The organism is Woronichinia naegeliana WA131 (genome assembly GCA_025370055.1).
In the GTDB taxonomy this organism is placed as follows: domain Bacteria; phylum Cyanobacteriota; class Cyanobacteriia; order Cyanobacteriales; family Microcystaceae; genus Woronichinia; species Woronichinia naegeliana.
This window is the reverse complement of the sequence record CP073041.1, coordinates 727,280-749,757: the sequence shown is the minus strand read 5'-3', so window position 1 is coordinate 749,757 and position 22,478 is coordinate 727,280. Positions and strand designations below refer to the sequence as shown.

Sequence of the window (22,478 nt, the reverse complement as noted above, 5' to 3'; positions counted from 1 at the left end):
GAATACGAGAAACATTATGAAGATGCCAACGTGCTCCCGACAATTTAACCCTAGTGGTCTGTCAAGCTAAAGATTGTGAATTTGAGGGAAAATGGAGAGGCTATTCATTACCTCAACAGATATCGTAATAAGTAACCATGCTCAAGACCTATATTGTCCGATTAAGTCAAGAAGAACGTCAGACCCTAAAAGATTTGGTATCCATCGGCAAAGGAGCGGCTTACAAAATTAAGCACGCCAATATTCTGTTAAACATTGATGTGAAGGGTGTGACCTTTAGTTGATGAAGGAAAAGAAAAGTGTTAACATGGGATGAAAAGTGACAAAGAGGAAACAATGATGACAGCAAAACTAATTAATGTAGAGGGTTCAAAGATAAAAATAGAACTAACATTAGAACTCAGTCGTTCAATGTTGGATACAGAAATAAATATTCAAAAAGGCTTAAACGAAGTAGGTTGCATCGCCAGCAAAGAAGCCTTGAAATATTTAGATACAGATGGTTCACCCTTAAAAATCGGTGAAGAAATCTGGAAGAGTAAGGGAGAGCAACCGAAAGAATATCAAACACCTTATGGTGAGGTTATAGTGAATCGTCATGTATATCAGCGTTCACCTTTGAGGAAAAACGTATTGCCCCTTAGAAAGAGAAGCAAGGATAATCATAACATCAACGCCATTATTGGCAAAACAGGTATCCTCAAAAATGTCAGGGATGGCAGGCAAAGAGGTGAAAAATGATTTATTAGAAAATCATGGTAGAAAAGTAGCGCTATCCTATATCCAAAGATTGAGTGAAGCAGTAGGAAGTGTGGTACAGGCAAAAGAAGAAGCGTGGAGTTATGCCCCGCCCAAGGAGGATAGCCAAATTGCAACAGTGGGAATAGGATTAGATGGAACCTGTATGCTGATGTGTGAGGATGGCTACCGTGAAGCAATGGTGGGAACCGTTTCCCTATACGATAGTGAAGGCGAACGTCAACCTACAATCTATCTAGGTGCGGCACCAGAGTATGGAAAAAAGAGTTTTCTAGAAAGATTAGAAAGAGAAATTGAGCGAGCGAAAAACCGTTATCCAGAGGCAACATTGGTCGGGATAGCAGACGGGGCAGAATCAAATTGGAAGTTTTTAGAAAAGCAAACGGAAGAACAGATATTAGATTTCTATCATGCCTCTGGTTACTTAGGTGCCTTGGCAGAAGCGTTGCATCCGAATACCGTGTCAAAACAAAAAGAATGGTTGACTGAAAATTGTCGAGAACTCAAGCATGAAAAAGGAAAAGCAGGAGAACTGCTAAATCTGATGAAAGAAGTCAAAGAAGAAAAAAGTCATTCTAAGAATCTTACCGAGAAACTACAAGCGGCGATTACTTATTACGAGAATCATCAGCATCAAATGGATTATGCTGAATACATAGAGAAAAAGTATCCGATTGGTTCAGGTGTTACGGAAGCAGCTTGTAAGACGTTGGTCAAACAACGATTATGTTGTTCAGGGATGCGATGGAAGGAAAAAGGAGCAGGAATTATTTTGAGCCTACGAGCTTTGGTATTGACCAAGGAACGATGGAGTCAATTTTGGGCAAAACTTGATCAATATGGGTTCCCTGTAGAACCCTGATTACAACAGCTTTTATCAACTAAAGGTCGCACCCGATGTGAATGGACAAGGATGGACGGATGAGGAAGCTGCCGCCGCCTTTAGTTGTCACCGTAACACAGTCGCCAATCTCAGGGAGCGATTGGTCAATGAAGGTGTGGAGTCAGCATTAAGCCGCAAGCCCCGCAAAACGCCGCCTCGTCAACCGATTATTGATGGAGAGGTAGAAGCAAAACTAATCGCCTTACGTTGTGGAGAACCGCCTGCTGGTCAAGCCCGTTGGACATTGAGGTTACTAGCCGACCTGACTTTTCCCGTTAAGTGCGGATTGCAAGCTGCCAGCCTTGGCAAAGGTCATGCAACTTCAACCAACCGCGCCAAAGGACTTGGATACCGAGAGGAGTTTTACGACGATGTTCAAGATAACCACCAAGAAAAGCAACAGACTCGACAGCCCAAGCAACAGTCAAAATAGGGGGAAGTTTTTGAGAGGCGGCTGCTTTTAACACCTGAAGTTGAAGAGGATTAAGAATTTCAATCGCGAGAGCATCGGGCTGGGTACGATGAAGATAAGTAACGTGTAAAAGTTCAACAGCAATGACACTTAAAAAACCCAAAAGAGTTTTCATTCCATCAGAGGCAAGTCGATAACGCTCACTCTGACAACCAGACTTAAGGACTTTATGAAATTCTTCAACCCGCCATCGGTAGGTGTACCAACGAAGAATAGTGACAGCCATCTCAATAGTCTCAACAACTTCTGTAGTCAGAAGCATCCAAGATAAAGGAGTTTCGCCTTCGGGACAATCGATTTCTGTCGCATAAACAGCATAGACATTCAACGGGTCACGATTATCAAAACGATAGGGAGTTCGTAGATTAACTGAGCAAAATCGGACGGCAAGCTTAACCTTCCGTGCTTTTCTTTTTCCTGTACTCGGAATCTCGATTTCTTGATGAAAACGAATCGGTTCTGATTCCAAATGTTGCCAAAGTCGTTCACTATTTTTGTCTAAACTACGATTATGAGACGCTCTGACCAGCACTCCTGTATGCTTGAGTTGACGCACTGAGTCAAAGACTTCTGAAACATCTCCTTCTCTGTCAAATACATGAATTACCCTCGTTGAACTTTCTACCTGTTTCTCACAGGTGTTTAGAGCCTCTACCCATTTGTAGGATTCTTTTTCCTCAAATGGTCTTTGACGAGCTGCTTTTCTTTGTTCTTTCTGTCTTTCTTTTTTCTGCTTCGCCGTTTCATCTGTTGGGGGCTTTTCTTTTACCTCCCTATTCCACAGTTTTTGCCATAATAAACCTAATACTTGTCCTTTTTCTGGCTCAATTGCTAAAGCACTATGCAGTATTAATCCATTCCCTCCTTTTCCAGTCGGCCCATACCCTTCCCTTTTTTCCTTGATATTGCGATAATCTAAGAAGGTCGTATCTCCGACTGATAGCATTATCTTATATTCTTCTACGGCGGCAGTTGTCATTTCACAGTGCGGCTCTATTATCTTGACAAAGTCTGTTTTCGGATTCCCAAAAATTCATAGGCCCTCTTTAACTCGTTTCCTCCCTTAAACACTTCTGATAAGGCTTTTCCAAACCCCTCACTTAACTTTTTCCCAATCGAGAAGGCACGATTGTTTAGCCTCTCGTCTCCCAATTCACAACTGGCAAAGTTTTTTGTCCACCATTCCAACATTTTTTGACCTGCCCTTTAAGATTTTCTCCATTTTACAGTCTCATACTCCCTTCATCCTTTGTTTTTGAAATTTGAACGATAAGCGGGATGATGGCTTCAGAATATTTTTTTCCTGTCAAGAGAATCATTACTCAAACCCTTGCCAGATAAAGCCTCTAGAAGTTTGCATTGCTGGATTTTGGACTTAACGGGAAAAGTCAGACTAGCCGACAAGGCGGTCGAGTTAGAAATTGTGCCAGCAATTAGTCACGAAACCGTGCGTCAAGTGTTAAAAAAAACGAACTAAAACCTCATCTGCGACAGATGTACGTGATTCCACCAGAAAAGAGTGCCGAATTTGTGTCTAACATGGAAGATGTTCTAGAAATTTATCACCGACCCTATGACCCCAATTGTCCAGTGATTTGCATGGATGAGCAACCTATACAATTGGTCAAAGAAACCCGCCTTCCTCTACCAGCCAAACCTGGACAGCCAGAGGCGCATGATTACGAATATGAACGCAATGGAACAGCCAATATCTTTATGTTTACAGAACCCTTGTCTGGGTGGCGAAAGACAGTTGTCAGTGAACGTAGAACATCGGTTGACTGGGCAACAGAAATTAAGAATTTACTCGATAACGACTATGCTGATAACGACAAAGTCATTTTAGTATGTGATCAGCTAAATACTCACAAACTTGCCTCACTATATGAAGCATTTGAGCCTTCCACGGCTCGTCGTCTAGTCGAACGGTTGGAAATTCACCATACCCCAAAACATGGCAGTTGGCTTAATATTGCTGAAAACGAGCTGTCCGCAATGACTCGGCAATGCCTAGCTCGTCGAATTCCAGATCGGGAAACTTTAGAGCAAGAAACAACGGCTTGGTACACTCAGCGCAATCATTCCCAAAAGTCGGTAGATTGGCAATTCACGACGGCTGAGGCTCGTATCCGTCTCAAGCGTCTTTATCCACAAATAGAAAATTGACAGACCACTAGCTCCCACCTGTTTAATCTTAGACTCCACATCACCAGAACCAATCACAATACCAAGCTGTTGATAGTATTGGTAATCAGGGATACGCTGATAATGCTTCGTCAAATAGGCTTGAAAATTCTTTGCCCTCTTGCTTTTGACTCCATCAAACGCATCTATTGCCTTGTTCACAAAACCCCGCCACAGTAAATGCTCCACTGCTTCTAGCCGTTTGAGAGAGCCACCCACTTTGAACAGATTCTCCTTGAGATGATACCAATCCAACACCTCTCGTCGTATCAGCCACGATTGAGTGGCGAAACTCTCTACCGCATTCCAGATTGCGGGATGACCATCTCCCAAAAAGGTCACTATTGGGGACAAAGGTTGAACATTGCTCCAATTCTTTAAGCCCTCTGGGTCTTGGAAAAAGGCTTCACAGACATTGCCATGAAGACTCACCAGTTTATAATCTCGCCACTGTCCCCCTTCCTTCTCCTCGCCCCGCAGACAAATCTTTCCCCCATCTATACTGACCCCCGCACTCTCTGACTGAGCTTGAGCTAAGGGCAGTTCTGTCCGTTCTACCAAGCGATGTAAACTGCTATGTCCTACTTTTATCCCCATCAACTCCTCTATATCTTCTTCTGCTTGTTGGTAGGATGTTTTCGCACTGGCTCTTAGACAGCATTTCTCTAAACCTGGACTTAAGACGATTTTTGGCGACACCTTTAGTTTTCTGGCTTGTTTTTGGCTTATTTCCACTTCTCCGACTAGGGTTTTGATTTTTCGCTTGTTTCCAGACCGTTTTTTTCCCCCTTCTGAAAAAAAAACTCCCCCATTGTTGGCCCCACAATTTCTAACATCTGGGTTCTGACTTCTACTTCGATGCTTCCAAAGTCCTTCTGTTTCTCTGGTTCCGTATATTTGCGCAGGATACGGGCTGATTCGGTGAGATGCTGTTTTAACAGTGCTTTTTCTTCTGGGGGAATCGGTAACATACTTTTTTCGCTCATCAGTTTTTTTCCATTTTACCCCAGATTCTATGTACTACTTTATCCGGGATGTACCCGCGTAATACGGGGTAAAATTCAACGGGATTAACAAGTTCATTTTACGAGTCTTCAGGCTTTCAGGCATGGTAGTACATATAGAATTGCCCCAAAAACCCCCTTTGAAATGTTCTTTAAATCCCTAAAAGGCTTGCTGTATCTAAAACTGAGAATTGCTGGGTATTAGACAATGCTCGTTATCAAAAATGCCGAATTGTGCAGGAGTTGGCAGAATCATTAGGAATAGAGTTACTGTACTTACCTCCTTATTCTCCTAACTTGAATTTAATTGAAAGACTGTGGAAGTTTGTGAAGAAGAAGTGTTTATACGCAAAATATTATGAAGATTTTACGCAGTTTTCTGCAGCAATTTCAGGATGTCTTGAAGATGCTAACGTAAAATATAAGGAGGAGCTTGATTCTTTGCTCACCTTACGATTTCAACGCTTTGATAAATCTCAGATTATGAACGTTTGAAGTATATTCAAATTCTCGACCTTGAATCTTCCCCTGAGACATCGGACGGTCTGGTGCTTTCCGCTCTAATGCTTGAATTCCCGTCATTTCATCTAGAGAAATAGTCTTTTCTCCCTTTTCCTCTCCTAAAATTGCACTCTCATAGGCTTGGCAGATATCATTCACTTTTTCCCCAAAATTTGGGTCAGGGGGGGGATTCAGCCAGTATCCTGACTGATGGGGTTTAATATCTGCTTCTTCCCATAATCTTCCTACCTGTCGAGGAGATATACTTTCCACTATTCCTTGCTTTACTAATTCCTCGGCTAATTCTCGTCCTGTCCAGTGACTTATCGGACGCTCATAATTCTTTGGGTCATCACAGGCTAATTTGAACAACTTCAAGATTTGTTCGCGTTTAAACTTGGCGGGTGCTCCACTACGTTCAGCATCTTTGATTCTTTCTGTTATTTCTATTTCACTTTTCTGTCCTGCTATACTTCAAACGTTCATAATCTGAGATTTATCAAAGCGTTGAAATCGTAAGGTGAGCAAAGAATCAAGCTCCTCCTTATATTTTACGTTAGCATCTTCAAGACATCCTGAAATTGCTGCAGAAAACTGCGTAAAATCTTCATAATATTTTGCGTATAAACACTTCTTCTTCACAAACTTCCACAGTCTTTCAATTAAATTCAAGTTAGGAGAATAAGGAGGTAAGTACAGTAACTTTATTCCTAATGATTCTGCCAACTCCTGCACAATTCGGCATTTTTGATAACGAGCATTGTCTAATACCAACGTAATCGGTATTAATAGTCCTAATTCTGCTATCTTTTCTAGGAGTTCACAAACCTGAGTTCCCGTAATATAAGAACTGTTCGTTACCATAATTACTTCATGGGTAATTGCATTTAATGCTCCTAACACATTAAAACGTTTTCTCCCTGATGGTGACTTAATAAAAATCCTTTTGAAGCACCATATAAAATTTACAAATGCTCCCATTACAAAATGAGAGGCATCTACAAAGAAAACTGCCCTTTTTCCTGCTTTTGCCTCTTCTAGCCTTGGTTCTAGCTCTTTTTCTCTATAGCTATCCTGAGCTTCTACATCTGCTTTTGATGGAATTGTTCCCACCTTTAGACACCTCATTCCTATTGACTTTAAAAATTTTCTGACTTGCGTTGGACTTCTTTTTATTCCCGTTAATTCTTCTATTCTTTTTACTGCTTCATTTATTCTTGCTGGTGGATTTGACTCAAAATATGCCTCAATTGTCCCTTGATGCTCTGTTAACTCGCTTTTCGGGCGATTAAATTTTATTTCTTTTAGTTTTTCTATCCCGCCCTCTTGATAATCACGGATATAGCTTGTCACCGTATTTACTGAAACTCCTGCGAATTGAGCAATTTTTTGATGAGATAATCCCTGACTTTTTAACCATAAAACTTCCATCTTTAGCTGTACTCTAGGATGCGGGTGATTAAACCGACCGTAAGACAACAGTCTTTTGTCTTCTTCCGTAAATTCTAACTTAATCATTTCTCAGCCTCTTGACTACTTTTTCTATTTTTACTATATTATCTCTTATTTTTAAAATTCGCAACTTGTGACCGTGTTCAGTATATCCATCTTTCTCTCCATTGACTTGCCATTTTTCGGCTGATTTTTAATTTTCTAGCAATTTCTCGATTATTTTCTCCCTCATCTGCCAGAAGCACTATTTTTGCCCTTAAGGCAATTTGCTGCTCTGTTGTATGACGATTTATCAGTTTTTCTAGATGTTCTCGTTCTTTTGCTTCCAACTTTAACTCTTTGGAGGCTAATCGGGGCATGACTTTTTCTCCTATATACCTATATTTATCTTTTTATCGGTTGCCTAATAATAGTATCTTAACTTACGCCTTAGACTACTAGTAGATACTGTGTTAAGTGTCAAGGGGAAACAGGCAAAAAACAGGGTAATCGCATCTTATTTGTTACAAAAAATACAGACAAAAAGAGAGAAATATAGTGTAAAAAAGAAGCAGTCATCTAAGAGAAGAAAAGGCTATTATTTAAAAAAAGTAAGTGAGTGAGGTCAAAGATGGCAAAAGGCTTCGGCGCAAGAGTTCTAACCCCACAACAAGAAAAAGAAGTCAAAATTATCAAAAGAAGCATACTGAAACATTTTCAGTGCCTAAAAGAACCGAGAACAGGGAGAAGGCAAGACTATAACTTAACAGCAATTGTCACCATAGGAATATTGGCAGTATTGTCAGGGGCAGATGGCTTCGTAGCAATTGAAGCCTATGGCAAAGCCAAACGAGAATGGCTAGAAATGTTTCTAGAGTTACCAAAGGGAATTCCCTCTCACGATACCTTTGGAAGAGTATTTGGAATGTTGGAAACAGAAGAACTAGAAAAAAGTTTTCTGAGCTGGATAAGCAGTCTAACGGAGAAAATGGACATAGAGCTGATACAGATAGATGGAAAAACGAAAAGAGGTTCTTATGATAGGCAGGGCAAACGCATCTTATCCGAGTAAAACCTTAAGGAGATAGTCCTCGTCCCAACCAGCGCGTAGCCGTTTATTCTTGATACCAAGTTTCAGAGTATTTTCCTTTGTGAGCAAGTTAAGAGCGATATGGCGTAAGACGGCTAAATTCTCAGGAGCAAAATCCTTACGAATGCGACAAGCATCCTCGTTGAAGGCCAAGTCTAGAACCCAATGTAAAGAGTTTTCTATCAACCAATGACTACGAACAGATTGGGATAATTTTTGAGCATTACTCGGCAGGCTACTGATATAGTAGCGAGTCTCATACTCTGTTTTGTCTTTCAATCGTCTCTCCGCTTTAATCATACAGATGCTCGTCAACTTTGCCCATTTCTCCGCACCCAGCAAAAATTCTGTTTGTTCCATCGTCCAGCAACGGCGAATTTCAATCCGTCCATGTCCCTTGTCTATTGTTTGATGAAAATCATGCTTAATTCCCACAAAATTAACCGATTGAGCATGAGCAAATAATTGTTCAACATCCTCACATAAATTACCTTGATTGCCTTTCAATGCCAAAACATAATCTCCCCCTCGCCCTACTATCTGTTGGGCAATCTTTGTCTGAGTTCCCATGGCATCAATCGTTACGATACAACCTTTGACCTCTAGCATTTTCAGGAGTTTAGGAATCGCCGTGATTTCATTCGATTTGCTTTCCACCTTGCACTGTCCTAGTACTAGACGATTTGCTGTTGCCCATGCACTTACCATCTGAATTGCGCCCTTTCCGTTGGCATTGTCATAGGAGTGGCGAAGGGTTTTGCCGTCAATCGCTATCACTTCTCCTTCACTTACCTCCGCTATACTTTTGACCCAATGCAGAAAACAGTCTTGAAATTGCTCTGGATTCAGACTAGCAAATACACGCGCAAACGTATCGTCGGAGGGGATGCCATTCGGCAATTCCAAAATTTTTTTTAGCCATTGATGTTTAGCCTTGCCGAAACTTTCCATGGTTACCCAACCTTCTGCTCCACAAATGACGGCTAAGATGGCAATCGTTAGAATATCAATGAGTTTATGCCGTTTTGTTCGTTCGATGCGAGGGTCATCTATTTCGGCAAAGTGTTCTACCAGTCTATATTTGGGTCGGAGTTTCATCGCTTTTGTTTTCTATGCACTTTCCCTTATTTTCCCTTATCCATCCCTCTATAATGTTCTTGTATCTGTATCATTTTTAGATGCGTTCGCCCTGAGGCAAAAAATCAGTTTCCTCCTCTAAAACAACGTTAGGAAGAGCCAACTTAGTCTGGTCAAACGGTTTCCCTGACTGGGAGCATCTCACCTTTGCAATAAGTAGAAATACTTAACGAGGTAAATGAAAGAGTCAAAAAAGGTAATCATTTAAATAGGAACAGCGATGACGAAGGACTTGTGGTACATTGTCAGAATTCCAACTCGCACCAGTAATTTTAAGACGATGACCAATTTGTTTAACTTGAGATTCGACAGAGCCAGAGCCAATAGAAATGCCCTCTGCCTGCAAATAACCATAATTGACAATCCGATGTTTATGCTTGTTTAAATAAATGATAAAATTCTCAGCTTGAGGCTCTGACCATCGGGTGCATCCCACTTAAGATAATACATTGACACTCAAAAGAGGAGAGTGATTGAGATAAGCACATCGTAGCCGAAGAATACGAGAAACATTATGAAGATGCCAACGTGCTCCCGACAATTTAACCCTAGCTCCCACCTGTTTAATCTTAGACTCCACATCACCAGAACCAATCACAATACCAAGCTGTTGATAGTATTGGTAATCAGGGATACGCTGATAATGCTTCGTCAAATAGGCTTGAAAATTCTTTGCCCTCTTGCTTTTGACTCCATCAAACGCATCTATTGCCTTGTTCACAAAACCCCGCCACAGTAAATGCTCCACTGCTTCTAGCCGTTTGAGAGAGCCACCCACTTTGAACAGATTCTCCTTGAGATGATACCAATCCAACACCTCTCGTCGTATCAGCCACGATTGAGTGGCGAAACTCTCTACCGCATTCCAGATTCCGGGATGACCATCTCCCAAAAAGGTCACTATTGGAGACAAAGGTTGAACATTGCTCCAATTCTTTAAGCCCTCTGGGTCTTGGAAAAAGGCTTCACAGACATTGCCATGAAGACTCACCAGTTTATAATCTCGCCACTGTCCCCCTTCCTTCTCCTCGCCCCGCAGACAAATCTTTCCCCCATCTATACTGACCCCCGCACTCTCTGACTGAGCTTGAGCTAAGGGCAGTTCTGTCCGTTCTACCAAGCGATGTAAACTGCTATGTCCTACTTTTATCCCCATCAACTCCTCTATATCTTCTTCTGCTTGTTGGTAGGATGTTTTCGCACTGGCTCTTAGACAGCATTTCTCTAAACCTGGACTTAAGACGATTTTTGGCGACACCTTTAGTTTTCTGGCTTGTTTTTGGCTTATTTCCACTTCTCCGACTAGGGTTTTGATTTTTCGCTTGTTTCCAGACCGTTTTTTTCCCCCCTTCTGAAAAAAAAACTCCCCCATTGTTGGCCCCACAATTTCTAACATCTGGGTTCTGACTTCTATACTGAACACGGTCACAAGTTGCGAATTTTAAAAATAAGAGATAATATAGTAAAAATAGAAAAAGTAGTCAAGAGGCTGAGAAATGATTAAGTTAGAATTTACGGAAGAAGACAAAAGACTGTTGTCTTACGGTCGGTTTAATCACCCGCATCCTAGAGTACAGCTAAAGATGGAAGTTTTATGGTTAAAAAGTCAGGGATTATCTCATCAAAAAATTGCTCAATTCGCAGGAGTTTCAGTAAATACGGTGACAAGCTATATCCGTGATTATCAAGAGGGCGGGATAGAAAAACTAAAAGAAATAAAATTTAATCGCCCGAAAAGCGAGTTAACAGAGCATCAAGGGACAATTGAGGCATATTTTGAGTCAAATCCACCAGCAAGAATAAATGAAGCAGTAAAAAGAATAGAAGAATTAACGGGAATAAAAAGAAGTCCAACGCAAGTCAGAAAATTTTTAAAGTCAATAGGAATGAGGTGTCTAAAGGTGGGAACAATTCCATCAAAAGCAGATGTAGAAGCTCAGGATAGCTATAGGAAAAAAGAGCTAGAACCAAGGCTAGAAGAGGCAAAAGCAGGAAAAAGGGCAGTTTTCTTTGTAGATGCCTCTCATTTTGTAATGGGAGCATTTGTAAATTTTATATGGTGCTTCAAGAGGATTTTTATTAAGTCACCATCAGGGAGAAAACGTTTTAATGTGTTAGGAGCATTAAATGCAATTACCCATGAAGTAATTATGGTAACGAACAGTTCTTATATTACGGGAACTCAGGTTTGTGAACTCCTAGAAAAGATAGCAGAATTAGGACTATTAATACCGATTACGTTGGTATTAGACAATGCTCGTTATCAAAAATGCCGAATTGTGCAGGAGTTGGCAGAATCATTAGGAATAGAGTTACTGTACTTACCTCCTTATTCTCCTAACTTGAATTTAATTGAAAGACTGTGGAAGTTTGTGAAGAAGAAGTGTTTATACGCAAAATATTATGAAGATTTTACGCAGTTTTCTGCAGCAATTTCAGGATGTCTTGAAGATGCTAACGTAAAATATAAGGAGGAGCTTGATTCTTTGCTCACCTTACGATTTCAACGCTTTGATAAATCTCAGATTATGAACGTTTGAAGTATACTTCGATGCTTCCAAAGTCCTTCTGTTTCTCTGGTTCCGTATATTTGCGCAGGATACGAGCTGATTCGGTGAGATGCTGTTTTAACAGTGCTTTTTCTTCTGGGGGAATCGGTAACATACTTTTTTCGCTCATCAGTTTTTTTCCATTTTACCCCAGATTCTATCTACTACTTTATCCGGGATGTACCCCTAGAGAAGTTCCTGCTGTAGCTCTCGGTATAATTGAAAAAGGGTTAACTTGGGAGGACTTACTCCAAATTCGCCTGATTTCTTGAACCTCTCGTATTGCAACGTTTGTAGCTTCTAGCTAGACGATACCAGTGCCCATGTATTTATAACTACGAATTAGAAACAAAAGAATTAAAAACTAAGGTGGAGATGAAAACAGAATAATTTATTCAAGATAATTTATTCTTTAAGTTCAGCTTTTGGAGACAAGCTGAGCGGATTGAGTGTGCCAATTTTTTGTTCTTCTACTTTAAGAGATTATTTTGGCTTGATTTTCGATGAGTTGTTCACCGTTTTTGACAGTCGAGGCGAATTTTCTAGATTAAATGTATTATTTCATGTCAACCGTTAAAAAACTTTTGCAAGAGGTCTATTCAGAACCCTATCGAACTATCGGAGCGAGAGACAAATTGTTGTCTTTTCAAGTTGACATCCTCTCCACCGTAGAACGGCGAAGAAACCTAAATTGTGAGATTTAGGTTTCTGCTTCATAGCAACTGCCTCCACCCCCAAGGAGTTTTATAGTCTTATGTTCGCTCCACAGACTATCCCCGCAAGCCCTGCGGTTCCTATGTATTGAAGTCTCAAACCGAGAATTCTTGTCTTTGGTTTTGATTCTAGGGGTGGACTGCCCATTGCCCTATCCTCTTATCCCAGGGGTGTGACCTTTAGTTGATGAAGGAAAAGAAAAGTGTTAACATGAGATGAAAAGTGACAAAGAGGAAACAATGATGACAGCAAAACTAATTAATGTAGAGGGTTCAAAGATAAAAATAGAACTAACATTAGAACTAAGTCGTTCAATGTTGGATACAGAAATAAATATTCAAAAAGGCTTAAACGAAGTAGGTTGCATCGCCAGCAAAGAAGCCTTGAAATATTTAGATACAGATGGTTCACCCTTAAAAATCGGTGAAGAAATCTGGAAGAGTAAGGGAGAGCAACCGAAAGAATATCAAACACCTTATGGTGAGGTTATAGTGAATCGTCATGTATATCAGCGTTCACCTTTGAGGAAAAACGTATTGCCCCTTAGAAAGAGAAGCAAGGATAATCATAACATCAACGCCATTATTGGCAAAACAGGTATCCTCAAAAATGTCAGGGATGGCAGGCAAAGAGGTGAAAAATGATTTATTAGAAAATCATGGTAGAAAAGTAGCGCTATCCTATATCCAAAGATTGAGTGAAGCAGTAGGAAGTGTGGTACAAGCAAAAGAAGAAGCGTGGAGTTATGCCCCGCCCAAGGAGGATAGCCAAATTGCAACAGTGGGAATAGGATTAGATGGAACCTGTATGCTGATGTGTGAGGATGGCTACCGTGAAGCAATGGTGGGAACCGTTTCCCTATACGATAGTGAGGGAGAACGTCAACATACAATCTATCTAGGTGCGGCACCAGAGTATGGAAAAAAGAGTTTTCTAGAAAGATTGGAAAGAGAAATTGAGCGAGCGAAAAACCGTTATCCAGAGGCAACATTGGTCGGGATAGCAGACGAGGCAGAATCAAATTGGAAGTTTTTAGAAAAGCAAACGGAAGAACAGATATTAGATTTCTATCATGCCTCTGGTTACTTAGGTGCCTTGGCAGAAGCGTTGCATCCGAATACCGTGTCAAAACAAAAAGAAGGCACTGGTATCGTCTAGCTAGAAGCTACAAACGTTGCAATACAAGAGGTTCAACAAATCAGGCGAATTTGGAGTAAGTCCTCCCAAGTTAACCCTTTTTGAATTATACCGAGAGCTACCGCAGGAACTTTTTTCGTCGTAAAATGGCTGCGAACAAAGTTATGAACCATCCAGAAAATATCTAGCACTCGCTGTAATCCCACAACAGATTTAGCATAAGTATTTGTTCGACGACGAAAGGCGGCTAAATAGCGTCGTAGAGAACTATTAAATGCCTCAACGTGGTTGGCATGAACATCCTTGTCTTCTGGTTTTTCTGTTGTCTCAGGATGTTCAGTTTTCGGAGTTTCTACTTTCTCTAGTTTACCCTCAGAATCTCGACGTTTACTACTCTTATTTTTTAATCTTACCACCATACCCTTCGGTAATACTTTGGTGGGACGACCTCGCTTCCCAGTCCTTAATACTTCGTGACAAATATTAAATAGCAGTTGACTATATCGCTTTTCTCCATCTGTAAATAACTGGAGAGATTCTGCACTCCTTTCAAATAATTCCGCTACCGTCATCATTGCTTCTAGAAATAATTTCTGCTCTTTTTTACCACATTTTAAATGCCAAATAAAGCGGCTAGCCCTGTCCATGAGCACGATTGTCCACCCCTCAGAGGCACTTGCTTCTTTATTTTTTCCAACTTTTGTGTATAGTTCATCCCCTTCTATTACTAATTTAACAAATTCATTCACTAAGGCGTATAAAAATAATGTCTCTTGTAATCCTGATAATTTCTTTTCCCAATTCAATATTGTTGTTTTTGCGTAGCCGAATACTCGGGCTGCTGCATTTAATCCTATTCCTTCCATTCTGGCTTTTAATACTTTTACAATTTCACTTAATGGGGTTTCTAAGCCAGCGATTACGCTACCATAAGTCTCAGCAAAACAAGAACCACATTCTTGACAGATGAACATTTTACGTTCCCCGTTACCTTTCGTTTGGTAATGAGAATGTATTTTTACTTTTTCACTATAGCAATGAGGGCAGTTTTTCTGAAATAAGGCTTCCTCTTTCTCTTGAGGTAAGCCAATATCACTTAGGAGGTCAATTGAGCTTTTATTCAATGTTGACATTGCTTTCCGTTTTCCCTTTCTTTAATATAATGACAATAATAATAGTATAACAAAAACGGGAATATGTCCAGTCGTAAGTTATTTTCTATTTTCTCAAACTCTTACACCATAACTTTTTCTAGCTTTGATCACACGATACCAGTACCGAAGACTCACCAGTTTATAATCTCGCCACTGTCCCCCTTCCTTCTCCTCGCCCCGCAGACAAATCTTTCCCCCATCTATACTGACCCCCGCACTCTCTGACTGAGCTTGAGCTAAGGGCAGTTCTGTCCGTTCTACCAAGCGATGTAAACTGCTATGTCCTACTTTTATCCCCATCAACTCCTCTATATCTTCTTCTGCTTGTTGGTAGGATGTTTTCGCACTGGCTCTTAGACAGCATTTCTCTAAACCTGGACTTAAGACGATTTTTGGCGACACCTTTAGTTTTCTGGCTTGTTTTTGGCTTATTTCCACTTCTCCGACTAGGGTTTTGATTTTTCGCTTGTTTCCAGACCGTTTTTTTCCCCCTTCTGAAAAAAAAACTCCCCCATTGTTGGCCCCACAATTTCTAACATCTGGGTTCTGACTTCTACTTCGATGCTTCCAAAGTCCTTCTGTTTCTCTGGTTCCGTATATTTGCGCAGGATACGGGCTGATTCGGTGAGATGCTGTTTTAACAGTGCTTTTTCTTCTGGGGGAATCGGTAACATACTTTTTTCGCTCATCAGTTTTTTTCCATTTTACCCCAGATTCTATGTACTATTTTATCCGGGATGTACCCGGAGCATCTCACTTATGCAATAAGTATTAATACTTATGGGCAGAAAAATAAGACTTTGAACTTTATCGAACTTTATCAAAAAAAGAAATGAGAGTATAATAGTCGAGACCCACTTTCCAAAATCTATCCCAATTGAGGAACAATCTCATGTTATCAGTGTTATCAGAAAATGAAAAAAGGATTCAAGAGTTATGTCAAGAGTTGGGAGAATGTCTCTATCAACAATCTCAAGTTAAAACATTTAATAATTTGGGCGAAATAGAGGAGACTGTCAGAGACTTAATGATTCAGTATGTCAACCCAGAAATAGGTATTTTTTTGTCAAAACAAGTACCGAGGAAACCACAGGTCGGATACGAACAGTAAAAAGTATTTTGGGGGAATTGCCCATTACAGAAAAACAAGCGAAGAAATTAGAACTAAAGCCTCGAACTCAGATGAGTCCAATGTTAGAGAAGAACTGTTTGCTACTGAGTGGCGATGAGTCTTATGAAAAAGCAGCTAAGAAAATCCAATCATTGACGGGAATTGCTGTTTCTCACAGTACGCAACAACGCCTTGTACATCGCTATCATTTTGAAGAATTACCCTCTAACACAGAAGTCGAAGAAATTAGCATAGATGGTGGGAAGGTACGACTCAGAACTCCCAAGGGAGAACCCTTAATTTGGCGTGATTATAAAGGAGTCAGTTTTCATCAATTGGGGGTAGCTGCCTTTTTTCAAGATAACTCGGCTTTATTAGATTTGGTTAATTCTCAAATTTTGGCTAAGCCTTTAATTTGTTTGGGAGATGGACATGATGGTATCTGGAACTTATTTCGTGAGATAGGACAGAAACATGAGCGAATTGAAATTTTGGACTGGTATCACTTAATTGAAAACCTCTATAAAGTTGGGGGGTCATTCCAGCGAATTGAGGAGGTCAAGTCTTTTCTTTGGACGGGTGAAGTGGATGCCGCTATCTCCTGTTTTGAGGGATGGTCAGAGCCTCAAGCTGAGAATTTTATCATTTATTTAAACAAGCATAAACATCGGATTGTCAATTATGGTTATTTGCAGGCAGAGGGCATTTCTATTGGCTCTGGCTCTGTCGAATCTCAAGTTAAACAAAGGGTGCGACCTTTAGTTGATAAAAGCTGTTGTAATCAGGGTTCTACAGGGAACCCATATTGATCAAGTTTTGCCCAAAATTGACTCCATCGTTCCTTGGTCAATACCAAAGCTCGTAGGCTCAAAATAATTCCTGCTCCTTTTTCCTTCCATCGCATCCCTGAACAACATAATCGTTGTTTGACCAACGTCTTACAAGCTGCTTCCGTAACACCTGAACCAATCGGATACTTTTTCTCTAAGTAGGGCTTGCTGAAAAAAGCTGAAACCTTTACGGAGAAAAATAGTAGGCGAATTAAGAACCGCTAGAATGCACGAAAATAGGGTAGAATGCCTCAAAACCATTGCATTAAGAAGAGAGAAAGCAGATGTACCGAAAGCAACAGTACTCAATTGAAACACCAGAAAACTTGAAAAATCTGTTCGGCGGGCAGTTAGACGAAGAAAATCGTTGGATAGAAATGTCAAAAATGATTCTTTGGGAAGAATATGAGGAAGAATATGCAAAAAACTTCACAGAAAAAAAAGGAGCCCCAGCCAAATCATTTAGAATGGCATTAGGAGCATTAATTATCAAAGAAATTTCAGGAAAAAGTGACAGAGAAACAGTAGAACAAATAAAAGAGAACCCTTATTTACAGTACTTTATAGGAATGGAAAGCTATAGTAGCAAAGAAGCATTTAATGCGTCAATGATGGTTCATTTTCGTAAAAAAATAGGAATGGAATTAATAAATAAAATTAATAAAGAAATAGAAAAAAAAGCGACGGGTGTAGCGTCAGAAAAAAAAGAAAATGAAGGAAAGTTATTGTTAGATGCGACTTGTACACCAGCAGATATAAAATATCCAACGGATATAGGAATATTGAATGATGCCAGAGAAAAAACAGAAAAAATAATAGATAAGCTGTATGAAGAAATAAAAGAGAAAAGGAAAGAAAAGCCGAGGACTTATAGGGAAGTGGCAAGAAAAGAGTACTTAGCCATAGCAAAAAAACGTCGTGTGTCAAAAAAAGAAAGAAGAAAAGGAACAAAAAAACAACTAGGATATATAAAAAGAAACTTGTCTGATATAGAAAAAATGATAGAAGAGGGAGCAAAGTTAGAAAAACTAACGAAAAAAGAGCAAGAAGAGCTTGTAACGATAGGAAAAGTGTATGAGCAACAGTTAGAAATGTATGAAAAAAAGACAAATAAAGTAGAAAACAGAATTGTGAGTGTAAGCCAACCTCACGTGCGTCCAATAGTGCGTGGAAAAGCGGGAAAAGCAGTAGAGTTTGGAGCTAAAATATCGGCAAGTAATGTGAATGGCTTTGTCTTCTTAGACAAATTAAGTTGGGATAATTACAACGAATCGGGAGATTTACAAGCGCGAATAGAAGAATATAAAAGGGAAACAGGATGTTATCCGGAATCGGTTCATGTGGATAAAATCTATCGAACAAAAGCGAATCGAGCTTATTGTAAAGAAAGGGATATAAGAATGAGTGGTCCCCGATTGGGAAGACCGCCGAAAGAGGTGAGCAAAGAAAAAAAGAAAGAGGCACGCTCAGATGAAAGAGTGCGTAATGCCATTGAGGGTAAATTCGGACAGGGAAAGAGGAAATTTAGTCTTGGTCGAGTGATGGCCAAACTACCTGAGACCTCGGAAACGGTAATTGCGATGAACTTTTTGGTAATGAATCTTTCTACTCTACTTCAGAAGACAAAAAGTAAAAAGTTGTAGAGTCGTTTTTCTTGTGAAAAATGGTGTTAATTTTCCTCTCTTTTGTGAGGAGTGATTTGTGTTGACCTTTTTAGACAGAAAGGAACAATAGATTAAACAAAATCTGTATTTTGATTTGTTTCCATAAGGATAAGTTATCTATGCTTTTTCAGTCCATACTTCCCTAACCCACATTTCTTTCGTTTTTTGACTTTTTCAGCAAGCCCTAAGTATTCAGCATAATCCATTTGATGCTGATGATTCTCGTAATAAGTAATCGCCGCTTGTAGTTTCTCGGTAAGATTCTTAGAATGACTTTTTTCTTCTTTGACTTCTTTCATCAGATTTAGCAGTTCTCCTGCTTTTCCTTTTTCATGCTTGAGTTCTCGACAATTTTCAGTCAACCATTCTTTTTGTTTTGACACTGTATTCGGATGCAACGCTTCTGCCAAGGCACCTAAGTAACCAGAGGCATGATAGAAATCTAATATCTGTTCTTCCGTTTGCTTTTCTAAAAACTTCCAATTTGATTCTGCCCCGTCTGCTATCCCGACCAATGTTGCCTCTGGATAACGGTTTTTCGCTCGCTCAATTTCTCTTTCTAATCTTTCTAGAAAACTCTTTTTTCCATACTCTGGTGCCGCACCTAGATAGATTGTATGTTGACGTTCGCCTTCACTATCGTATAGGGAAACGGTTCCCACCATTGCTTCACGGTAGCCATCCTCACACATCAGCATACAGGTTCCATCTAATCCTATTCCCACTGTTGCAATTTGGCTATCCTCCTTGGGCGGGGCATAACTCCACGCTTCTTCTTTTGCCTGTACCACACTTCCTACTGCTTCACTCAATCTTTGGATATAGGATAGCGCTACTTTTCTACCATGATTTTCTAATAAATCATTTTTCACCTCTTTGCCTGCCATCCCTGACATTTTTGAGGATACCTGTTTTGCCAATAATGGCGTTGATGTTATGATTATCCTTGCTTCTCTTTCTAAGGGGCAATACGTTTTTCCTCAAAGGTGAACGCTGATATACATGACGATTCACTATAACCTCACCATAAGGTGTTTGATATTCTTTCGGTTGCTCTCCCTTACTCTTCCAGATTTCTTCACCGATTTTTAAGGGTGAACCATCTGTATCTAAATATTTCAAGGCTTCTTTGCTGGCGATGCAACCTACTTCGTTTAAGCCTTTTTGAATATTTATTTCTGTATCCAACATTGAACGACTGAGTTCTAATGTTAGTTCTATTTTTATCTTTGAACCCTCTACATTAATTAGTTTTGCTGTCATCATTGTTTCCTCTTTGTCACTTTTCATCCCATGTTAACACTTTTCTTTTCCTTCATCAACTAAAGGTCACACCCAGGTAAGTGAAGGGGAAGTGATAGCGATTGACGGCAAAACCCTTCGCCACTCCTATGATAATGCCAACGGAAAGGGCGCAATTCAGATGGTAAGTGCATGGGCAACAGCAAATCGTCTAGTACTAGGACAGTGCAAGGTGGAAAGCAAATCGAATGAAATCACGGCGATACCCAAACTCCTGAAAATGCTAGAGGTCAAAGGTTGTATCGTAACGATTGATGCCATGGGAACTCAGACAAAGATTGCCCAACAGATAGTAGGGCGAGGGGGAGATTATGTTTTGGCATTGAAAGGCAATCAAGGTAATCTATGTGAGGATGTTGAACAATTATTTGCTCATGCTCAATCGGTTAATTTTGCGGGAATTAAGCATGATTTTCATCAAACAATAGACAAGGGACATGGACGGATTGAAATTCGCCGTTGCTGGACGATGGAACAAACAGAATTTTTGCTGGGTGGGGAGAAATGGGCAAAGTTGACGAGCATCTGTATGATTAAAGCGGAGAGACGATTGAAAGACAAAACAGAGTATGAGACTCGCTACTATATCAGTAGCCTGCCGAGTAATGCTCAAAAATTATCCCAATCTGTTCGTAGTCATTGGCTGATAGAAAACTCTTTACATTGGGTTCTAGACTTGGCCTTCAATGAGGATGCTTGTCGCATTCGTAAGGATTTTGCTCCTGAGAATTTAGCCGTCTTACGCCATATCGCTCTTAACTTGCTCACAAAGGAAAATACTCTGAAACTTGGTATCAAGAATAAACGGCTACGCGCTGGTTGGGACGAGGACTATCTCCTTAAGGTTTTACTCGGATAAGATGCGTTTGCCCTGGACGAGACATAAGCTAATTTCCTTTTAATTATTCTTGAGTGTATAACCAAGATTGGCGATCGCATTTGCAATGGATAATGGACAATTGACAATGGATAATTATCAACTATTCACTATCAACTATCCACTAAATCGGCGATCGCTAACCAGCTAAAGTTTTACGTCAGCTTACTCAATGGTTTTTGCCAGGCTTTCTGATTCCGCATCAGAATCTTTAAAGACCAATCGTAACCAAGGTGGCGCAACAAAGGTTGTAAAAATCACCATCAGAATGATAGCGGCGGTTGTGGATTCACTGAGCGCACCACTGGCTGCTCCGACTCCCGCAAAGACCAGACCCACTTCTCCCCTGGGAATCATGCCAACGCCGATCGCCCATTTGTTGAGATGATTATCGCCCCAGAGGGTAAAACCAGAGACAACCTTACCCACAATGGCCACTACTACTAAAAAGGCCGCAATAATGAGTCCTTCACGATTACTAGGAATGGCAGGATTTAATACCCCTAAATCGGTTTTCGCTCCCACACAAACAAAGAAAACAGGGACAAAAAAATCGGCGATCGGTAAAACCTGTTCCTCCAATTCCTTCCTTTTTTCCGTTTCGGCAATAATTAACCCCGCCGCAAAGGAACCTAAAATCGCTTCTAGTTGGATGACCTGGGCAACATAGGATAGGGTAAAGGCAATACCCAGGGAAACTAAGAGCAATTGCCCCCTCGATTTCATGCGGTTAACCAAACTGACATAGTAGGGACTTAGCCAACGCCCTAGAAAAATCGAACCGACCACAAAGACAGTCGCGCTAATGATCAGATAAACGATCTTGCTAATTTGAATTTCGCCCGTTTTCACCAAACTGGCCACCACTGCCAGAACGATAATGCCTAAAATATCGTCCAGGACGGCTGCCCCAATAATAATTTGCCCCTCATCGGAATTGAGACGATTGAGTTCGGATAAAACCTTGGCTGTAATGCCAATACTGGTCGCTGTTAAAGCCGCTCCGGCAAAAATCGCTGGAATGACAGGCACATGAAAGAGGGCGATTAATCCCACTACCCCTAGGGTAAAAGGGGCCACAACCCCCACAATGGCAACGATCGCCGCTTTAGGGCCAACCCGAATTAATTCTTGTAAATCAGATTCCAAACCAATTTCAAAGAGGAGGATAATGACCCCCAATTCGGAAATAACAGAAATCACTTCACTTTGAACATTAAAAACCGTTGTTGCCTGACCAGGGGTGAGATAAGTACTGGCAGAGATCAGTTGCATTAGGAGAGAATCGGTTGCCTCTGCTCCACTCTCAGGAAAAAGCAGGAGTCGGAAAGCCGAAACACCAATCAGCACACCGCCGACTAATTCACCCAGAACCGGTGGTAGGTTGACTCGCAGACAAATTTCGCCGCCTAATTTACTAGCCATATAGATGACCACTAGACTTAACAAAACGCCTGCTAGAACTAATGAGCTATCGGCTGGCTCGCTTTCGGTTGCCATAGCCAGAAACGGAAAGAAGGGGGTTAGAACACTCATTGCTAAGAATAATTGGCAAGATGACTATTGTTTAATTTATAGTAGAGCTTGATAAGCGTAAACCCAAACTTTTCACCTTTCTACGGCATTCGCTTCTGTCCTATTTAATTTAATCCCGTTAATTTATCTTCTTTTCCTGATAT

General features: G+C 40.5%; 23 protein-coding genes and 6 pseudogenes. 12 read left to right on the top strand and 17 right to left on the bottom strand.

What is annotated here, in order from left to right:
• Positions 1-137 precede the first annotated feature (137 nt).
• Both KA717_03895 and KA717_03890 read left to right on the top strand, forming a co-directional pair.
• On the top strand, positions 138-284 hold the full coding sequence (locus tag KA717_03895) for a hypothetical protein (protein ID UXE62040.1): 147 nt from the start codon (positions 138-140) through the stop codon (positions 282-284).
• A 55-nt stretch (positions 285-339) separates the two neighbouring features.
• Positions 340-1,621, top strand: a pseudogene (locus KA717_03890) (ISKra4 family transposase).
• A 296-nt stretch (positions 1,622-1,917) separates the two neighbouring features.
• Here KA717_03890 and KA717_03885 read toward each other — a convergent pair.
• Positions 1,918-3,093 (bottom strand): IS4 family transposase, encoded by a 1,176-nt coding sequence (locus KA717_03885; protein UXE62039.1) that lies wholly within the window; start codon positions 3,091-3,093, stop codon positions 1,918-1,920.
• A 17-nt stretch (positions 3,094-3,110) separates the two neighbouring features.
• Positions 3,111-3,305: a transposase gene (locus KA717_03880; protein UXE62038.1), complete on the bottom strand. Its 195-nt coding sequence runs from the start codon at positions 3,303-3,305 to the stop codon at positions 3,111-3,113.
• A 139-nt stretch (positions 3,306-3,444) separates the two neighbouring features.
• Between KA717_03880 and KA717_03875 the strand changes: the two genes are divergently transcribed.
• A complete protein-coding gene (locus tag KA717_03875) occupies positions 3,445-3,591 on the top strand; it encodes a hypothetical protein (protein UXE62037.1) in 147 nt (48 codons plus the stop codon).
• A gap of 17 nt (positions 3,592-3,608) precedes the next feature.
• A complete protein-coding gene (locus KA717_03870) occupies positions 3,609-4,280 on the top strand; it encodes an IS630 family transposase (GenBank protein ID UXE62036.1) in 672 nt (223 codons plus the stop codon).
• A gap of 761 nt (positions 4,281-5,041) precedes the next feature.
• On the opposite strand, the gene KA717_03865 is transcribed toward KA717_03870, so the two are convergent.
• Positions 5,042-5,284: a hypothetical protein gene (locus KA717_03865; GenBank protein UXE62035.1), complete on the bottom strand. Its 243-nt coding sequence runs from the start codon at positions 5,282-5,284 to the stop codon at positions 5,042-5,044.
• Between the two features lie 216 nt (positions 5,285-5,500).
• On the opposite strand from KA717_03865, the pseudogene KA717_03860 reads away from it, so the two are divergent.
• A pseudogene (locus tag KA717_03860) lies at positions 5,501-5,797 on the top strand (transposase).
• Here KA717_03860 and KA717_03855 read toward each other — a convergent pair.
• The 3 genes from KA717_03855 to KA717_03845 form a co-directional block, all read right to left on the bottom strand.
• The gene (locus KA717_03855; protein ID UXE62034.1) at positions 5,753-6,181 is read right to left on the bottom strand and encodes a hypothetical protein; all 429 of its coding nucleotides are present in this window, start codon (positions 6,179-6,181) and stop codon (positions 5,753-5,755) included. The pseudogene KA717_03860 and the gene KA717_03855 overlap by 45 nt on opposite strands.
• Positions 6,182-6,277: 96 nt before the next feature.
• Positions 6,278-7,321 carry an IS630 family transposase gene (locus KA717_03850; protein ID UXE62033.1) on the bottom strand — a complete coding sequence of 348 codons (1,044 nt, stop codon included), beginning with the start codon at positions 7,319-7,321 and terminating at the stop codon, positions 6,278-6,280.
• 77 nt (positions 7,322-7,398) lie between these two features.
• Positions 7,399-7,614: a helix-turn-helix domain-containing protein gene (locus KA717_03845; GenBank protein UXE62032.1), complete on the bottom strand. Its 216-nt coding sequence runs from the start codon at positions 7,612-7,614 to the stop codon at positions 7,399-7,401.
• Positions 7,615-7,865: 251 nt separating this feature from the next.
• Here KA717_03845 and KA717_03840 point away from each other — a divergent pair, with 251 nt between their 5' ends.
• Positions 7,866-8,306: an ISAs1 family transposase gene (locus KA717_03840; protein UXE62031.1), complete on the top strand. Its 441-nt coding sequence runs from the start codon at positions 7,866-7,868 to the stop codon at positions 8,304-8,306.
• Here the strand turns inward: KA717_03840 and KA717_03835 are convergent.
• The 3 genes and pseudogenes from KA717_03835 to KA717_03825 form a co-directional block, all read right to left on the bottom strand.
• Positions 8,295-9,422 (bottom strand): ISAs1 family transposase, encoded by a 1,128-nt coding sequence (locus tag KA717_03835; GenBank protein UXE62030.1) that lies wholly within the window; start codon positions 9,420-9,422, stop codon positions 8,295-8,297. The two genes, KA717_03840 and KA717_03835, sit on opposite strands and share 12 nt — an antisense overlap.
• Positions 9,423-9,648: 226 nt before the next feature.
• A pseudogene (locus KA717_03830) lies at positions 9,649-9,870 on the bottom strand (ISKra4 family transposase).
• Positions 9,871-9,897: 27 nt separating this feature from the next.
• A complete protein-coding gene (locus KA717_03825; protein ID UXE62029.1) occupies positions 9,898-10,890 on the bottom strand; it encodes an ISKra4 family transposase in 993 nt (330 codons plus the stop codon).
• Positions 10,891-10,957: 67 nt separating this feature from the next.
• Here KA717_03825 and KA717_03820 point away from each other — a divergent pair, with 67 nt between their 5' ends.
• Positions 10,958-12,001 carry an IS630 family transposase gene (locus KA717_03820; GenBank protein UXE62028.1) on the top strand — a complete coding sequence of 348 codons (1,044 nt, stop codon included), beginning with the start codon at positions 10,958-10,960 and terminating at the stop codon, positions 11,999-12,001.
• Here KA717_03820 and KA717_03815 read toward each other — a convergent pair.
• Positions 11,988-12,140, bottom strand: a complete 153-nt coding sequence (locus KA717_03815; GenBank protein ID UXE62027.1) for a hypothetical protein — start codon at positions 12,138-12,140, stop codon at positions 11,988-11,990. The genes KA717_03820 and KA717_03815 overlap by 14 nt on opposite strands.
• A 799-nt stretch (positions 12,141-12,939) precedes the next feature.
• Between KA717_03815 and KA717_03810 the strand changes: the two genes are divergently transcribed.
• Both KA717_03810 and KA717_03805 read left to right on the top strand, forming a co-directional pair.
• Positions 12,940-13,368 (top strand): hypothetical protein, encoded by a 429-nt coding sequence (locus tag KA717_03810; protein UXE62026.1) that lies wholly within the window; start codon positions 12,940-12,942, stop codon positions 13,366-13,368.
• Positions 13,334-13,882 (top strand): hypothetical protein, encoded by a 549-nt coding sequence (locus KA717_03805; GenBank protein UXE62025.1) that lies wholly within the window; start codon positions 13,334-13,336, stop codon positions 13,880-13,882. The genes KA717_03810 and KA717_03805 overlap by 35 nt, the downstream gene beginning before the upstream one ends.
• A 32-nt stretch (positions 13,883-13,914) precedes the next feature.
• Here KA717_03805 and KA717_03800 read toward each other — a convergent pair whose 3' ends face one another.
• From KA717_03800 to KA717_03790, 3 genes are all read right to left on the bottom strand, one after another.
• Positions 13,915-14,994 (bottom strand): IS1 family transposase, encoded by a 1,080-nt coding sequence (locus KA717_03800; protein ID UXE62024.1) that lies wholly within the window; start codon positions 14,992-14,994, stop codon positions 13,915-13,917.
• 93 nt (positions 14,995-15,087) lie between these two features.
• Complete coding sequence (locus tag KA717_03795) at positions 15,088-15,453, bottom strand: hypothetical protein (protein UXE62023.1); 366 nt, start codon at positions 15,451-15,453, stop codon at positions 15,088-15,090.
• A gap of 8 nt (positions 15,454-15,461) precedes the next feature.
• Positions 15,462-15,704, bottom strand: a complete 243-nt coding sequence (locus KA717_03790) for a hypothetical protein (protein UXE62022.1) — start codon at positions 15,702-15,704, stop codon at positions 15,462-15,464.
• Between the two features lie 212 nt (positions 15,705-15,916).
• Here KA717_03790 and KA717_03785 point away from each other — a divergent pair.
• Positions 15,917-16,872, top strand: a pseudogene (locus KA717_03785) (ISKra4 family transposase).
• Positions 16,873-16,907: 35 nt separating this feature from the next.
• Here the strand turns inward: KA717_03785 and KA717_03780 are convergent.
• Positions 16,908-17,099 (bottom strand): annotated as a pseudogene (locus KA717_03780) (ISKra4 family transposase).
• Positions 17,100-17,240: 141 nt separating this feature from the next.
• Here KA717_03780 and KA717_03775 point away from each other — a divergent pair.
• Positions 17,241-18,578 (top strand): annotated as a pseudogene (locus KA717_03775) (IS5 family transposase).
• A 155-nt stretch (positions 18,579-18,733) separates the two neighbouring features.
• Here the strand turns inward: KA717_03775 and KA717_03770 are convergent.
• Both KA717_03770 and KA717_03765 read right to left on the bottom strand, forming a co-directional pair.
• Positions 18,734-19,516: a hypothetical protein gene (locus KA717_03770; protein ID UXE62021.1), complete on the bottom strand. Its 783-nt coding sequence runs from the start codon at positions 19,514-19,516 to the stop codon at positions 18,734-18,736.
• A complete protein-coding gene (locus KA717_03765) occupies positions 19,482-19,910 on the bottom strand; it encodes a hypothetical protein (GenBank protein UXE62020.1) in 429 nt (142 codons plus the stop codon). Before KA717_03765 ends, KA717_03770 begins: the two co-directional genes overlap by 35 nt.
• A 64-nt stretch (positions 19,911-19,974) precedes the next feature.
• Between KA717_03765 and KA717_03760 the strand changes: the two genes are divergently transcribed.
• A complete protein-coding gene (locus tag KA717_03760) occupies positions 19,975-20,781 on the top strand; it encodes an ISAs1 family transposase (GenBank protein ID UXE62019.1) in 807 nt (268 codons plus the stop codon).
• A gap of 183 nt (positions 20,782-20,964) precedes the next feature.
• Here KA717_03760 and KA717_03755 read toward each other — a convergent pair whose 3' ends face one another.
• A complete protein-coding gene (locus KA717_03755; GenBank protein ID UXE62018.1) occupies positions 20,965-22,299 on the bottom strand; it encodes a cation:proton antiporter in 1,335 nt (444 codons plus the stop codon).
• Between the last annotated feature and the right edge of the window lie 179 nt (positions 22,300-22,478).

Bases quoted from the DNA above. Each gene is read 5' to 3' on its own strand.
- KA717_03895 (UXE62040.1), top strand. From the start codon at position 138: ATGCTCAAGACCTATATTGTCCGATTAAGTCAAGAAGAACGTCAGACC.
- KA717_03885 (UXE62039.1), bottom strand. From the start codon at position 3,093: ATGACAACTGCCGCCGTAGAAGAATATAAGATAATGCTATCAGTCGGA.
- KA717_03880 (UXE62038.1), bottom strand. From the start codon at position 3,305: ATGTTGGAATGGTGGACAAAAAACTTTGCCAGTTGTGAATTGGGAGAC.
- KA717_03870 (UXE62036.1), top strand. From the start codon at position 3,609: ATGTACGTGATTCCACCAGAAAAGAGTGCCGAATTTGTGTCTAACATG.
- KA717_03865 (UXE62035.1), bottom strand. From the start codon at position 5,284: ATGAGCGAAAAAAGTATGTTACCGATTCCCCCAGAAGAAAAAGCACTG.
- KA717_03850 (UXE62033.1), bottom strand. From the start codon at position 7,321: ATGATTAAGTTAGAATTTACGGAAGAAGACAAAAGACTGTTGTCTTAC.
- KA717_03845 (UXE62032.1), bottom strand. From the start codon at position 7,614: ATGCCCCGATTAGCCTCCAAAGAGTTAAAGTTGGAAGCAAAAGAACGA.
- KA717_03840 (UXE62031.1), top strand. From the start codon at position 7,866: ATGGCAAAAGGCTTCGGCGCAAGAGTTCTAACCCCACAACAAGAAAAA.
- KA717_03835 (UXE62030.1), bottom strand. From the start codon at position 9,422: ATGAAACTCCGACCCAAATATAGACTGGTAGAACACTTTGCCGAAATA.
- KA717_03820 (UXE62028.1), top strand. From the start codon at position 10,958: ATGATTAAGTTAGAATTTACGGAAGAAGACAAAAGACTGTTGTCTTAC.
- KA717_03815 (UXE62027.1), bottom strand. From the start codon at position 12,140: ATGAGCGAAAAAAGTATGTTACCGATTCCCCCAGAAGAAAAAGCACTG.
- KA717_03810 (UXE62026.1), top strand. From the start codon at position 12,940: ATGAAAAGTGACAAAGAGGAAACAATGATGACAGCAAAACTAATTAAT.
- KA717_03805 (UXE62025.1), top strand. From the start codon at position 13,334: ATGTCAGGGATGGCAGGCAAAGAGGTGAAAAATGATTTATTAGAAAAT.
- KA717_03800 (UXE62024.1), bottom strand. From the start codon at position 14,994: ATGTCAACATTGAATAAAAGCTCAATTGACCTCCTAAGTGATATTGGC.
- KA717_03790 (UXE62022.1), bottom strand. From the start codon at position 15,704: ATGAGCGAAAAAAGTATGTTACCGATTCCCCCAGAAGAAAAAGCACTG.
- KA717_03770 (UXE62021.1), bottom strand. From the start codon at position 19,516: ATGTCAGGGATGGCAGGCAAAGAGGTGAAAAATGATTTATTAGAAAAT.
- KA717_03765 (UXE62020.1), bottom strand. From the start codon at position 19,910: ATGAAAAGTGACAAAGAGGAAACAATGATGACAGCAAAACTAATTAAT.
- KA717_03755 (UXE62018.1), bottom strand. From the start codon at position 22,299: ATGGCAACCGAAAGCGAGCCAGCCGATAGCTCATTAGTTCTAGCAGGC.